This window comes from Pyxidicoccus sp. M6 (assembly GCF_055568925.1).
The window spans coordinates 1,748,886-1,761,193 of the sequence record NZ_CM145714.1 but is presented as its reverse complement, the minus strand read 5'-3'; the positions used below and the strand labels follow the sequence as shown (position 1 = coordinate 1,761,193).

At 68.1% G+C, this 12,308-nt stretch carries 11 protein-coding genes; 5 read left to right on the top strand and 6 right to left on the bottom strand.

Annotation, left to right across the window (positions count from 1 at the left end; translation table 11 throughout):
* The first annotated feature begins 87 nt into the window (after window positions 1-87).
* From ACVTJA_RS07405 to ACVTJA_RS07385, 5 genes are all read left to right on the top strand, one after another.
* Window positions 88-483, top strand: coding sequence for a heavy metal-binding domain-containing protein (locus ACVTJA_RS07405; protein WP_465835019.1), 396 nt, complete (start codon window positions 88-90; stop codon window positions 481-483).
* Window positions 480-1,937: a TolC family protein gene (locus ACVTJA_RS07400; RefSeq protein WP_465835018.1), complete on the top strand. Its 1,458-nt coding sequence runs from the start codon at window positions 480-482 to the stop codon at window positions 1,935-1,937. Before ACVTJA_RS07405 ends, ACVTJA_RS07400 begins: the two co-directional genes overlap by 4 nt.
* Window positions 1,918-3,486: a multicopper oxidase family protein gene (locus ACVTJA_RS07395; RefSeq protein WP_465835016.1), complete on the top strand. Its 1,569-nt coding sequence runs from the start codon at window positions 1,918-1,920 to the stop codon at window positions 3,484-3,486. The genes ACVTJA_RS07400 and ACVTJA_RS07395 overlap by 20 nt, the downstream gene beginning before the upstream one ends.
* A 268-nt stretch (window positions 3,487-3,754) precedes the next feature.
* The gene (locus ACVTJA_RS07390) at window positions 3,755-4,699 is read left to right on the top strand and encodes a DUF2381 family protein (RefSeq protein ID WP_465835014.1); all 945 of its coding nucleotides are present in this window, start codon (window positions 3,755-3,757) and stop codon (window positions 4,697-4,699) included.
* An 11-nt stretch (window positions 4,700-4,710) separates the two neighbouring features.
* Window positions 4,711-5,202: a serine/threonine protein kinase gene (locus ACVTJA_RS07385; protein WP_465835012.1), complete on the top strand. Its 492-nt coding sequence runs from the start codon at window positions 4,711-4,713 to the stop codon at window positions 5,200-5,202.
* Window positions 5,203-5,322: 120 nt separating this feature from the next.
* On the opposite strand, the gene ACVTJA_RS07380 is transcribed toward ACVTJA_RS07385, so the two are convergent.
* From ACVTJA_RS07380 to ACVTJA_RS07355, 6 genes are all read right to left on the bottom strand, one after another.
* Window positions 5,323-5,910, bottom strand: coding sequence for an imm11 family protein (locus ACVTJA_RS07380; protein WP_465835011.1), 588 nt, complete (start codon window positions 5,908-5,910; stop codon window positions 5,323-5,325).
* 10 nt (window positions 5,911-5,920) lie between these two features.
* Window positions 5,921-7,210: an AHH domain-containing protein gene (locus ACVTJA_RS07375; RefSeq protein WP_465835009.1), complete on the bottom strand. Its 1,290-nt coding sequence runs from the start codon at window positions 7,208-7,210 to the stop codon at window positions 5,921-5,923.
* A 257-nt stretch (window positions 7,211-7,467) separates the two neighbouring features.
* A complete protein-coding gene (locus ACVTJA_RS07370) occupies window positions 7,468-8,769 on the bottom strand; it encodes a multicopper oxidase family protein (RefSeq protein ID WP_465835008.1) in 1,302 nt (433 codons plus the stop codon).
* Window positions 8,770-8,812: 43 nt separating this feature from the next.
* Entirely contained in the window at window positions 8,813-10,267 is a 1,455-nt protein-coding gene (locus ACVTJA_RS07365; RefSeq protein ID WP_465835006.1) for a TolC family protein, read from the bottom strand.
* A gap of 24 nt (window positions 10,268-10,291) precedes the next feature.
* On the bottom strand, window positions 10,292-10,867 hold the full coding sequence (locus ACVTJA_RS07360; RefSeq protein ID WP_465835005.1) for a hypothetical protein: 576 nt from the start codon (window positions 10,865-10,867) through the stop codon (window positions 10,292-10,294).
* 305 nt (window positions 10,868-11,172) lie between these two features.
* The gene (locus ACVTJA_RS07355; protein ID WP_465835003.1) at window positions 11,173-12,246 is read right to left on the bottom strand and encodes a Rieske 2Fe-2S domain-containing protein; all 1,074 of its coding nucleotides are present in this window, start codon (window positions 12,244-12,246) and stop codon (window positions 11,173-11,175) included.
* Window positions 12,247-12,308: the final 62 nt, after the last annotated feature.

Below are 12,308 nucleotides of genomic sequence, written 5' to 3'. Positions count from 1 at the left end.
TTCTCGCGGTTGCGGCGGTGGACCGCGTGGCCCGTGCCTTGCTCAAGGGAGTGGGTCCTGAAACACCGCAACTCCTCGAGGTCTGTCATGCGCCGTGTCGTCTGTGTCCTCGCGAGCCTGCTCACGCTCGCCGCCTGTGCTTCCGAGCCGCGCAGGCTGCCCTCCAACGTGGACCCATCGAGCCCGGATGCGCCCGAGGCCCCACCCGCCGTGCTCCCGAGCACCTTGTCGACGCCTGTCGCATCCGTGCCTTCGGCTTCGGCACAGGAGCATGCGGGACATGGTGGCGCGGCAGCGCGCGATGCGGGCACCGCCACCGTCTACACATGCCCGATGCACCCGGAGGTCCGGTCCGATGCGCCCGGCCGGTGTCCCAAGTGCGGCATGAAGCTGGTGCCCGCACAGCCCGAGACCGGTGGCGCCACGGATGCGGGGCAGCCGTCCTCCACTCCGTCCGGCCATGACCACGGAGCCCATCCGTGAGAGCGGGAGGACTCCTCTGCATCACCCTGCTCGCGAGCGGCTGCGCCTCCATCCAGAAGGAGCGAGGCCACGCGGAGGTCGCCGCGCTCGTCGAGGAACGGCTGGGCCGCAAGACGCGCTGGAACCAGGGCACGCCCGAGGACGCCGAGGTGCAGCGACACCTCGATGCGCTCCTGAAGGAAGACCTCACCTCGGACCGCGCGGTGGAGGTGGCACTGCTCAACAACCCCGCGCTCCAGTCGACGTATGAGGACCTCGGCGTGTCCCAGGCCGACATGGTGCAGGCCGGGCTGCTCAGCAATCCCACGTTCAGCGGGAGCATCGGCTTCCCCATCTCCGGCGTGGGCGTCTCCGAGCACGAGTTCTCGCTGGTGCAGGAGTTCGTGGACCTGTTCACGCTGCCGCTGCGCAAGCGCGTGGCCCAGGAGCAGTTCATCGCAGACACGCTGCGCGTAGCGCATGAGGCCCTGAGCACCGCGGCCGAGGTGCGCAAGACCTACAGCGAGGTGCAGGCGCGGCAGCAACTCGTGCAGATGCGTCGCGCGGTGCTGGAGGCGGCGGAGGCCGCGTCCGACCTCGCGGCCCGGCAGCGCGAGGCCGGCAACATCACCGAGCTGGAGCTGGCCACCGAGCAGGCCAGCACGGAAGAGGCCCGGCTCATCCTGGCGCAGGAGGAATTGGCGCTGGTGGAGGACCGCGAGCGCCTCAACCGCCTGCTCGGCCTCTGGGGGCCGCGCACGCAGTGGAAGGTCTCCGAGCAGCTTCCGCCGCCGCCTTCGCGGGAAGCTCCACTGGAGCGATTGGAGTCGCTCGCCATCCGGCAGCGGCTGGACATCGACGCGGCGCGGAAGCAGGCGTCGCTCTTGTGGAACGCGTTGGAGCTGGCGCGGAGCACGCGCTACTTCGGACGCGTGGAGGTGGGCGTCCACACGCACCGCGACGCGGATGGACCGCGCCTCTTCGGCCCCACGCTGTCGTTGGAGCTGCCCATCTTCGACCAACGCCAGGCGCTCATCGCCCGGCTCGAAGCCCAGCACCGCCAGGGCGAGCGGCGCCTCACCGAGCTGTCCGTCAACGCCCGCTCCGAGGTCCGCGCCGCGCGCGCACGCCTGCTGTCGCTCCGTCAGGTGGCCGAGCGATACCGACAGGTCGTACTGCCCCTGCGCGAGAAGGTCGTCGAGCAGGCGCAGCTCCAATGCAACGGCATGCAGATTGGCCTCTATCAACTGCTCACCGCGAAGCGGGAGCAGGTGGAGGCGTACCGTTCCTATATCGAAGCTGTCCGCGACTACTGGATGGCCCGCGCCGAGCTGGAACGGCTCGTGGGTGGACGCCTGCCAGGCGACACGAGCGAGGCAAGCCCGACGTCTGCACCGACGGAACCCTCCTCACAGCCCGAACACAGCCCCCAGCGCGACGGCACGGAGAATCCCCATGAGCACGGACAACACTGAGACCGGACCGGCGCCAGTGACCTCACTGAAAGACGGACAGAAGCGTGCGGGCAATATCGAGGCGGGGCACGCGCCTGGTGCCGAGCCGCTCGATGGCGAGCAGCGTACTGGCGCCGGCAGCGCGCACACGCCGAGCACCGAGGGAGCGCTGACGCGGCGGAGCATGCTGGCCCGGACGGGCGCGACGCTCGCGGGCGGCGCGCTGCTGCTCCGTGGACCATCAGCCCAGGCGCAGTCGGATGTCCCAGGAGCACGCAGGCCGCGCGAGGAATCCGCCGCGGCCACGGGCCGCCAGTACGCGAAGCAGGACTGGCAGCGCCCGGGCATGCCGAACCGGGACTACCGGCCCGTCGTGGTGCCCAACGGCTCGAAGCTGCCGTGGAAGGTGGTGGACGGCGTGAAGGTCTTCCACCTCGTCGCCGAGGAGGTGGAACACGAGCTCGCTCCCGGCCTGAAGGCCCACTGCTGGGGCTACAACGGCCAGGTGCACGGGCCCACCATCGAAGTCGTGGAGGGAGACCGCGTCCGCTTCTACGTCACCAACCGGCTGCCCGCGGCGACCACCGTTCACTGGCACGGCATCCTCACGCCCAACGGGATGGACGGCGTGGGCGGCCTCAACCAGAAGGCCATCGCCCCGGGCGAGACGTTCCGCTACGAGTTCACCGTGCGCCAGTCCGGCACGGGCATGTACCACTCGCATCATGACGAGATGACGCAGATGGCGCTCGGCATGGTGGGAATGTTCGTCATCCACCCGCGCCGGCCCGTGGGGCCTCGCATCGACCGCGACTTCGCCATCCTCCTACACGAGTGGCGAATCGACGCCGGTACCCGCCGGCCGAACCCGAACGAGATGACGGACTTCAACGTGCTCACCATGAACGCGAAGGCGTTCCCGGGCACGGAGCCGCTCGTGGTGCGCAAGGGCGAGCGCGTGCGCATCCGCTTCGGCAACCTGTCCGCGATGGACCACCATCCCATCCACCTGCACGGCTACCAGTTCCTCATCACCGAGACGGACGGCGGACGCATCGCCGAGTCCGCGCAGTGGCCGGAGACGACGGTGCTGGTGCCGGTGGGCAGCACGCGCACCATCGAGTTCGTCGCGGACGAGCCGGGCGACTGGGCCATGCACTGCCACATGACCCACCACGTGATGAACCAGATGGGACACGGCTTCCCCAACATGGTCGGCGTGAAGCCGGGCGGGCTGGACGCGAAGGTGCGCCCGCTGCTGCCGGGCTACATGACCATGGGCCAGACGGGCATGGCCGACATGGGGGACATGGGCATGGCCGTCCCGGAGAACTCCATCCCCATGGTGGGCGCCCAGGGCAAGCACGACTACATCACCATGGGCGGCATGTTCACCGTGCTCAAGGTGCGCGAGCGGCTCGACGGCTACGAGGACCCGGGCTGGTACGAGAACCCGCCCGGCACGCTGGCCATGGTGGCGAGCACGGAGGAACTGCGGCGGGACGGCATCGACGTGAAGGCGCCGTCCACGGCGGACCCGGGCGGCTCCACGGGCTCGCGGCGAGGGTGAAGGCACGGCCCATGAGCCGAGGTAAGGCCGCGCACGGTGCCGCGTTTCCCTCCATTGGACTTCTCCCTCGGAGTGCCATCCTCAACAACCGGGCATCTTCCGAGGGAACTCGAAAATGAAGGGATGCTTCAGGCGCCTCTGCTCAGCGTTTGAGGTGTCGGAGCCCGAGCGCTCAATACAACCGGGGCAGCGAGGATGGCCGGCTGCTTACAGGGGGCCGAGCAGAGGGTTGGATGCCCCCTATCCATCCTGTTAAGTTGTCTGGTCCATGCGACCCAACCTACCCATCCGGTCTCTCCTGCTTCTTGTCCTGGCGGCCTCGTCAGGCGCGCTGGCCAGAGACAAGTACGACGAGCCGTTGGTGCGCCCCATCATGCTATCCGAGCACCCTTTGGACGGCACCCATTCCGTCTATGTGAAGGGGCAGGTCGTCACGACTCTTCGATTCGAGCAGCCGGTAGACCCCAGCAAGACGAAGATGATCGGCTGGGAGGGTCGGCTTGAGTCGCTGTCGGTGGTCCGCAACAAGGTCATCCTTGAGCCCATCCGGGACCTCAATCGGGACGAGGGGATTCCCCTGGTCGTGACGCTGGCTGACGGGACCGAGATTCCGTTCCTGGTGAGGCCACCTTGGAGCAAGAACGACGGGGGGTGGCCGCCAATCCTCGACCAGCAGGTTGACGTGTTCAAAGACCGAGAGAGCTATGCGTCCATGCACGCGGCCCTGAGAGACGCACTCAAGAAGAACGGCGCGCTCACCGAGGAGAACGAGCGCTACCGCAAGGAAGAGAACTCCGTCGATCACGCTCTCGCAACGTTGCTCGCTAACGGGGAGGTAAAGAAGACGCCGTTCCGATTCGTAGCGGCATCCCGTCCGAAGGACGCGGACATGGATATGATCGTCAAAGTCTATTCGGGCCCCGGCAAAGCGGCAGCCGTAATTTCCCTGACGAATACCGGCTACGGCAATACATGGGAGTTCGCGGATGCCTACCTGACGCGCGACATGACGAGCTACACGAAGCAGCCCTTCGCACTTCGGATAACCCGTGCCGCGATTGTTCCTGGGCAGTCGGGAACCATTGCGGTCGTGGCGGACAAGAGCGCCTTCGAGCATGAGGGGCAGCTCGTGGATCTGGCCCTCCAGATTTTCCGGTCCGATGGGAACCTTCAGGTTCTGGTCAGGATGGATCGCACCCTGATTCGGCAGTAGAAGTGCCGGTCATGCCCACCAGCCGCGCCCTACTGCTCCTCTCTGTCATCCTACTTGCCACGTTCTCAGCATGCACCACGACTGGTGGAGTTTCACTGCGCCCGGACGGTTCTCCTGGACCACAGGAGTGCCCGGGGAAGGCGCTCGAAGTCATGCGATACCTGAAGCTGCGTGTCGGGGACGCCTCGTTGGTGGAACTGGATGCGAACCAAATCAGGTCGCGCCGCATTACCCTCTACGACGGCCCCATCGAGAGCATGCTGAAAGAGGATCTTGGTACGCTTGAGGCGACAACCCGCTTGTACGGGCAGGTCTGGACGAGCGGGCCGCAGGTCGTCATCCGGTACTACAAGGCCCACCCACCGGACGGCGACGAGGTGCCCATCTGCGTGGTGGCTCGGCTGAGCGAAGACCAGATGAGGAAGCGGCCCGAATCGAAGCCGGGAACGGCCATTCTCGATGGCTCTGTCGCGGCTGCCTACGTCGTCAATGCGTTCCGGTGACACCCTTACCCGGATAGCCGTGCTCCTCGCGCGAGTGCATGGCTACCACGATTACTTCAGCAGTCGGCCCGGCGCAGCAACGACGCGAACGGAGGGCTGGAAGAGGCCACGTCCCGATGCCTACCTCCGCTCGTGAGGTCCCGTCACGCGCTCGAAGCTCACGCCCAAATTGCCTACCTGTTCGAGCGCATCCTTGATTTCCCCTGACACGATGAAGGCTGTCTTGAACCTTCTCGGCCTGAAGACACGCGCGCCCTCAGTCTTGGTAGGGTCGATCCGCAAGCCGTAGATCCAGCGATAAGTGCCTCTGCGCTCAGGTTCAGGGTCGTCTGGGTCGTACAGGTGGACTTCCCGGCAGTTCGCTTCGTCAATGCAGTCAATGGTCTTGCGTGCATTGACAACGAAATACCGCCCCGACTCGCCCGCCACCGTCACAGGAAACAGTTGAACATCGCCGGGAGCAAGTGTCCCAAAGACGTTCGCGACTGCTTCGCTAACGATGGGGACCTTCTCTATCACAGAGAACATGAACGTGCGTTTCTCACCCGGATGCGCAATCTGAGCCTTGATGGACCCAGGGTCTGGAAGGAGGCGTCCCTCTGCAAACATCCAAGGCTCGTCAAACTCTCCGCCGGATACTGGAGTTGGTGTCGTGACGAGCCACTGCGGCACATCAGCCATTCCAACCCAATAGAATTGACGTTTCACCGCACTCCTCCTACTTCACAATGTAGCTCCGCAGCTCTGAGCCCGGCGTCAGCAGCTCAGTGGCGATCTTGGCGAGTTCTTTGACCAATTCAACCCGGCAAGCCTCAGTGGTTCTGCATCGACTGACGGCATCTTGTAGCCGGCTGACTACCCTCTCGTGATACGGACCAGGGTGTGGCCCCTCATGTCCGTTGAGTCGCACCTTGTTCGCAGCGTCTTCGAGGGTCATCCCTGCCTTCTTGAAGATGGCCTCACAGACCGGCGTCCAAGGACCGCCGGACGCAGCGGACTTGGTGTTCTTGTTGGTGCAGATGTGATGAACCGGGCCATCTGCATCGCCTGGGGGTTGCCCGTTTGAATACATCGCCACTGCTGCAACAACTCCCGGTGCGAGCGCGACGTTGAGCACACCGGCAGCAGGCAACGAGATTGAGCCCACCCCACCATTCAACGCCGCCGCGAGCTGGAAGCCGCCCTCGGCCTGGGCGCGGATGGCGGCCTGCGAGAAGCCGGGGAGCTTGGGGCCTTGCGCCGCCATCGCGCTCTTTCCGCCAAGGGCCGCCGTGACGAGCAGCACCAGGACGCGCGTGCCGTTCGTCCCCAACACGCGCCCAAACCGGTGCCCGATGTCCTGCAATTCGATGATGCTCGTCGCCTTCTCGGAGTCCTCCCACAGCCGGACGACCCCCCGGCCCATCTCCCAGACCGGAATCACCCCGAGGTAGGCCACCATGGCGGCCGTCAACGCGACCGCGAGGACTTTGGTGATGGGCTCAGGCAGGGTCATCGTGAGGAGCACGGTCAGGGCAGCCGACGACAACATCGCCTTGAGCGCTACCGGGTTCAGCATCTTGCCGACCTCCACCTCGACGCTCTCCCAAACGGTGTCGAGCGCGAAGGACAGGGCCATCAACGTTCGGTCCTTCCGCGAGAACGACAGCCCCGTCCCACCTACCAGGGGCAAACAGTCCTCCGACTCAGGGCAGATGCGTGCGTACAACACCTCCGGAGAAACTCCCGAGCTTACATCCGCGACGCCCTTCGAGGACGCGAGCAGAGTCTTCGACCGAGCCCACCCCCGCTGGTCCGCCTCGTCCAACTCGCGGAATGCAACATCCATCCGCAGGTCGAGGATGAGCTGCGAGAGGGCTGACTTGAACTCATCCTCACTCACCTCAACCGGATCGACCTCAACCGACTCGTAGGCGATTGGCTTGCCGTTCCCGGTATCCAGATGGACGACGCGCGTGGTCGCACACCCTGCCGCAAGCAGCAGGGCTACTATTCCGACTCGTCTCACAGAATCCCCCGAAAGCCCTCCCTGGAAACCAGGAGGCGCTGCATCCTGGCTCCGTTGGTCTGACAACTCCAATGGAATCCACGAATTACTGGCTTATTGGCTCTCCCTTACAACACCACGGCAGCGACACCCACGTGCACGTCGTGCTTCCCGGGGAGAATGCCTCCGGGCACGTGGACGACGTCACCGTGGGCCGGGGCGCGCGCGTGCGGCTGCCAGCGCCCTCCCCGGCCTCCGTGCCCTGAGCGGTCCGGCGCTCAACCGAACCGCGCGTCCGTGTCGATGCCGTCCGCCGCCAGCCGCGACGCATCCGCCTTGTCCGCCACGGTGCCCTTCGGGTGCGCGTACCAGCCCGTGCCATCCTCCGTCTCCGCGTTCTCCCGCACCTTGAGCACAGTGAACATGCCGCCCATGTCGATGGAGCCGAACGGCCCCTTGCCGCCCACCATGGGAATGCTGTTCGCCGGCACCGGCATGCCCATCTCCTCCATGCCGCCCATGCCCTGGTGCCCCATGGTCATGTACCCCGGCACCAGCGACTGAACCCGCGAGTCGATGGCCCGCGCGTCCGCGCCCAGCGTCACCGGCGCCGCGTGTCCCATCTGGTTCATCACGTGGTGGGTCATGTGGCAGTGCATGGGCCAGTCCCCAGGCTCGTCCGCGACGAACTCGATGACGCGGGTGGTGCCCACCGGCACCAGCGTCGTCGTCTCCGGGAAGCGCGCGGACTCCGGCACGACGCCTCCGTCGGTGGCCGTCATCTCGAACGACAGGCCATGCAGGTGGATGGGGTGGTGGTCCATCGCGGACAGGTTGCCGAAGCGAATGCGCACGCGCTCGCCGCGTCCGATGACGAGCGGCGCGGTGGCCGGGTAGGCCTTGGAGTTGAATGTGAGGACGTTGAAGTCACTCATCGCGCTCGGGTCCGGCCGGCGCATGCCCGGCAGCACCTTCCACTCGTGCGTCATCAGCACGAAATCGCGGTCCACGCGCGGGCCGGTGGGGCGCTTCGGGTGGACGATGAACATGCCCATCATCCCCAGCGCCATCTGCGTCATCTCGTCGTAGTGCGGGTGATACATGTACGTGCCCGGCCGGTTCAGCACGAACTCGTAGACATAGGTCTCCCCGGGCGGAATCGCGCGCTGGGTGAGCCCGGCAACACCGTCCATGCCGTTGGGGACGATGAGCCCGTGCCAGTGCACGGTGGTGGGCTCGGGCAGCCGGTTGGTGACGTAGATGCGGACGCGGTCTCCCTCCACCGCCTCGATGGTGGGGCCCGGCGTCGAGCCGTTGTACCCCCACGCATCCACCTCCAGTCCGGGAGCGAAGGTGTGCTTCACCGGCATCGCCACCAGGTGGCCCACCTTCACTCCGCCCACGTGCTTCCACGGGAGCGTGGAGCCGTTGGGCGTGGTGACGGCCACCTGCCCTCCCGGAGCGACGATGCGCGGCTTCGCGGGGCGCGCCGTCACGGGTTGGCCCTCGGCGAGCGCGCGGTGGGCGAGCAGCGTGCCCCCGGCCAGTGCTCCGAGCTGCATGAATTGCCTGCGGTCCATGGTGTCGTTTCCTCTCGAAGTCGAAGTGCCTGGAAGGCGAAGGTCAGTGCGCGTCCGCCGGAGCGGCGGCGCCGGGAGGGGTGGCCGCCGAGACGCGCGAGGCGCTCAGCTCCAGTCCCTGGTGACGGCCCGCGAGCAGTTGCTCCAGCGCGGCGCGGGTGCGGTGGTGGTCGAGCAGCGTGTCCACGTAGGTGCTGGCGGCGTCCGTCACCGCGGCCTGGGCGCGCAGCACCTCGAAGACGCCGACCTGCATGGCGTTGTACTGGAGCACCGTCTCGTCGAGCGCCTTGCTCCGGGCGGGCAGGAGCACGTCGCGGACGTGCGTGGCCCGGCGCGCGGTGGACTCCACGCGAGCGCGGGCCTGGCGCAGCGAGGCGCGGATGGCGGTGGCCGTGGCCTCGTAGCGGGCCTTCAGGGACTCGCGCGAGGAGAGCGCGGCCATGCGCTCGCCCTGCTTGCGGTCGAAGAGGGGCAGGCCCACGGTGACGTGCGCGCCCAACTCCCAGCGGTCCTCGTCCCTCTCGCCATGGAAGCCGCCGGACAGGTGGGGCAGGAAGCCCTCCGTCCGCGCGAGCTGGTGGCGCCGGTCCGCGGACTCCATGCGGCCGCGCAGCTCGGCCAGGTCGAGGCTGGCCTCGACGGCGCGCGCCTCCAGCCCGTCGGCCCGCGCCTGGGCGTCCGACGCATCGGCCAGGGGAGCTGACACCGTCCACCGCGTGTCCGCGCCGAAGAGGCCGAGCTGCACGTTGAGCGCCTCGCGAGCGTCCAGCAGGGCGCTCTCGGCCTCGGCCACGGCGAGCCGCGCGGACTCCACGGCGGAGCGCTCGTTGGCGAGGGTGAGCGCGGAGACGTTGCCCACCTTCTCCAGCTCTACCGCCGTGCCGTATCCCGCCTGCATGGCCTGGAGGACGCGGTTGCGCAGCTCCAGTTGCTGCTGGCGCGCCTGCACCTCGAGGAGGGCGAGCCGTGCGCGGTACGCGAGCTCCAGCACCGTGCCCGCCGTACGAGCCCGCGCCGCCGAGCGCTCGGCTTCGGCCGCGCCTCGGCGGAGCGGCAGGAGGATGAGCTCGGAGATGTCGTATTCGAGGCCGATGTCCGCCTGCAGGGGCTCGGTGCCCCGGGTGGGCTTGCGCAGCTCCAGTTCCACCTCGGGGTTGGGCGGGAGGCCGGCCTGCACGAGGTTGCCGGTGGCCACGCCGAGCTCATGCATGGCGGCGCGCAGCTCGCGGTTGTTCAGCAGGGCGATGCGGACGGCGCTGTCAGCGGTGAGCGGCTGGGCCAGCAACGCGCGCACGGTGGCGTCCGTGTCCTCGCGGGGGGACTCGCCGGTGAGGGCGGCTACCGGCACGTCGGGCGTCCAGCGTGTGCCGAGCGTCGTGCGCACGTCGCGCACGTCACTGGCCACGGGGGCGGTGACGCAGCCTCCCAGCGCGAGCGTGGAGGCGAGGAGGGTGCCCGCGGTGGACTTCTTCCAGCGGGAGGGAGACCGGGTGTTCATGGCACGTCCTTCCGTCGCGAGTCGTCAGTGGTGGTGCTGGCCGTGGCCGGAGGCAGGCGTGCCGGCGTCCGGGGCGGGAGCGGATTGGGGTCCCCGCTGTTGCGTGTCGTGGCCCGCGTGCGCGCCCGAGGTCTTGGCCGTGTCGTGATTCGCGTGCTCGCCCGGGGCCATGTGCTGGCCGTGCATGGAGTGCTCACCGGAGTTCGTGGCATTGCCGTGCCCGGCGTGCTCGTGCTGGCTCGCGGCTCCGCCGTGCCCGGCGCCTTGCCCTTCCGAGCCGCCCGCCGCCACCGAGCCACCGTGGTGCCCCTGGTGGCCCGCGTGCCCGGTGTGCTGCCCTTCCGCGATGCCTCCCTGGCCACCGTGGTGCCCATGATGGCCCGCGTGCTCCTCGCCCACGGCTCCGGCAGTGGAAGCAAGGCCCGAAGGGGCGCGCAGCGGGTCAGCGTCCACCAGCACCGCGGCCAGCGTGGGGCGGGGAGCCTCGGGCGCGCGCAGGGAGGTGGGCGACGCGGGGTCCGCATCGAGCGCACTCCAGGAAGCAGCGGCGCAAGCGGTCAGGGGCGACGACAGCAGGGAGACGATGAGGAGCTTCTTCATGGGGTGATTCCCTTGGGAAGTGGGTGGTTCAGCGCGGCAAACGAGGCAGGGGCCGGCGACTTACAGTCGCGACGCTCAGGCCTCGGCGATGAGCCGGCCGCGCGGCACGTTCATGCCGCGGGTGCAGTCGCACGCACGGGGCGTGAGCGCAGGCAGGTCGATGCTCACCGCAGGGAGCGCCGGCTCTTACAGTGTCCGGTAAAAACACGAGCGCCACGGCCCCACATGGAGGGCCGTGGCGCCGTGAAGCACCGCGGACGAAGCCCCTTCCGGGAACTGCATCCGGTGGGCGGTGGAGCGCTGGCTCAGGTCCGCATCTTCAGCCGCGTCTCGTGCACGGCGTCGCCGACGGCGCCGGGCTTCTCCTTCTCCGCGGCGCGCAGCAGGCGGAGGATGCCCGGCCCGAGCACGTCGATCTCCGTCGACGCGTACGACTCCGTGCCGAAGCGTTGGATGGTCTCCGTCTGGAGCTTCAGGATGCGTGCGTCCTGGCCGAAGATGTGGAGCGCCACCGGCATGGCCAGCGGCAGCACGGCGCGCGTCAGCCAGCGGGGAATGGGCAGGCGGAACGTCACCACCGCGTACACCAGCGTGTCGAAGTCCGACACGGGCGTCATCGCCGAGGTGACGATGATGTGGCTGCCCTCGCCCAGCCGGTACTCCACCTGGGCAATGGAGGGCATGAGGAAACGGTCGAAGTGCTGCACCTCGCCGCCTCCCGGGGCCAGCAACCTGCCCACCACGCCGCTGGGGCGCGGCTCGCCGATGTACTCGGCCTCCACCTTGTCGGCGCCGCGGCGCACCACCACGTCGATTTCGTTCCGCTTCTCCTCGGTGCGGAACAGGCCGCCGTGGAGGTACGCGGTGTGCGGCACGTCCAGCGTGTTCTCCAGCGTGGCGTGCAGCGTGCCGGGTGCGCGGAGGATGCGGCGCACGGTGGTGTACTCGCGCGCGTCCAGCAGCGGGAAGCGGTAGGGCTCCGTCGTGGGTTGCACGCCAGGCGTGGAGTAGACCCAGACGAAGCCGTCCTGCTCGCGCGTCGCGTGGTACGTGGCGCAGCGCGAGCGCGCCTCGGGCTCACCGAGGAAGCCGGGAATGGCGCGGCACTGGCCTTCGCCATCAAAGCGCCAGCCGTGGTAGCCGCATTGGAGCTGCCCCTGCTTCACGCGGCCCAGGGACAGCGGCACGTTGCGGTGCGGGCAGCGGTCCACCAGGGCCGCGGGCTTACCGCCCTCGCCACGGAAGAGGACCAGCGGCGTGCCCTGGAGCGTCCGGGCCAGCGGCTTGCTGCCAAGCTCGCGCGAGGCACAGAGGATGAACCAGGCGTTCGGCAGGCGGACGACCGAGACATGACCTGTGGGCGCGCCGGGGGAGCTCATGGACGAGCAGTCTAATGGGACGCGCGCCCGATGCACGTCCGGTGATGCGCACCCGGGGGCCC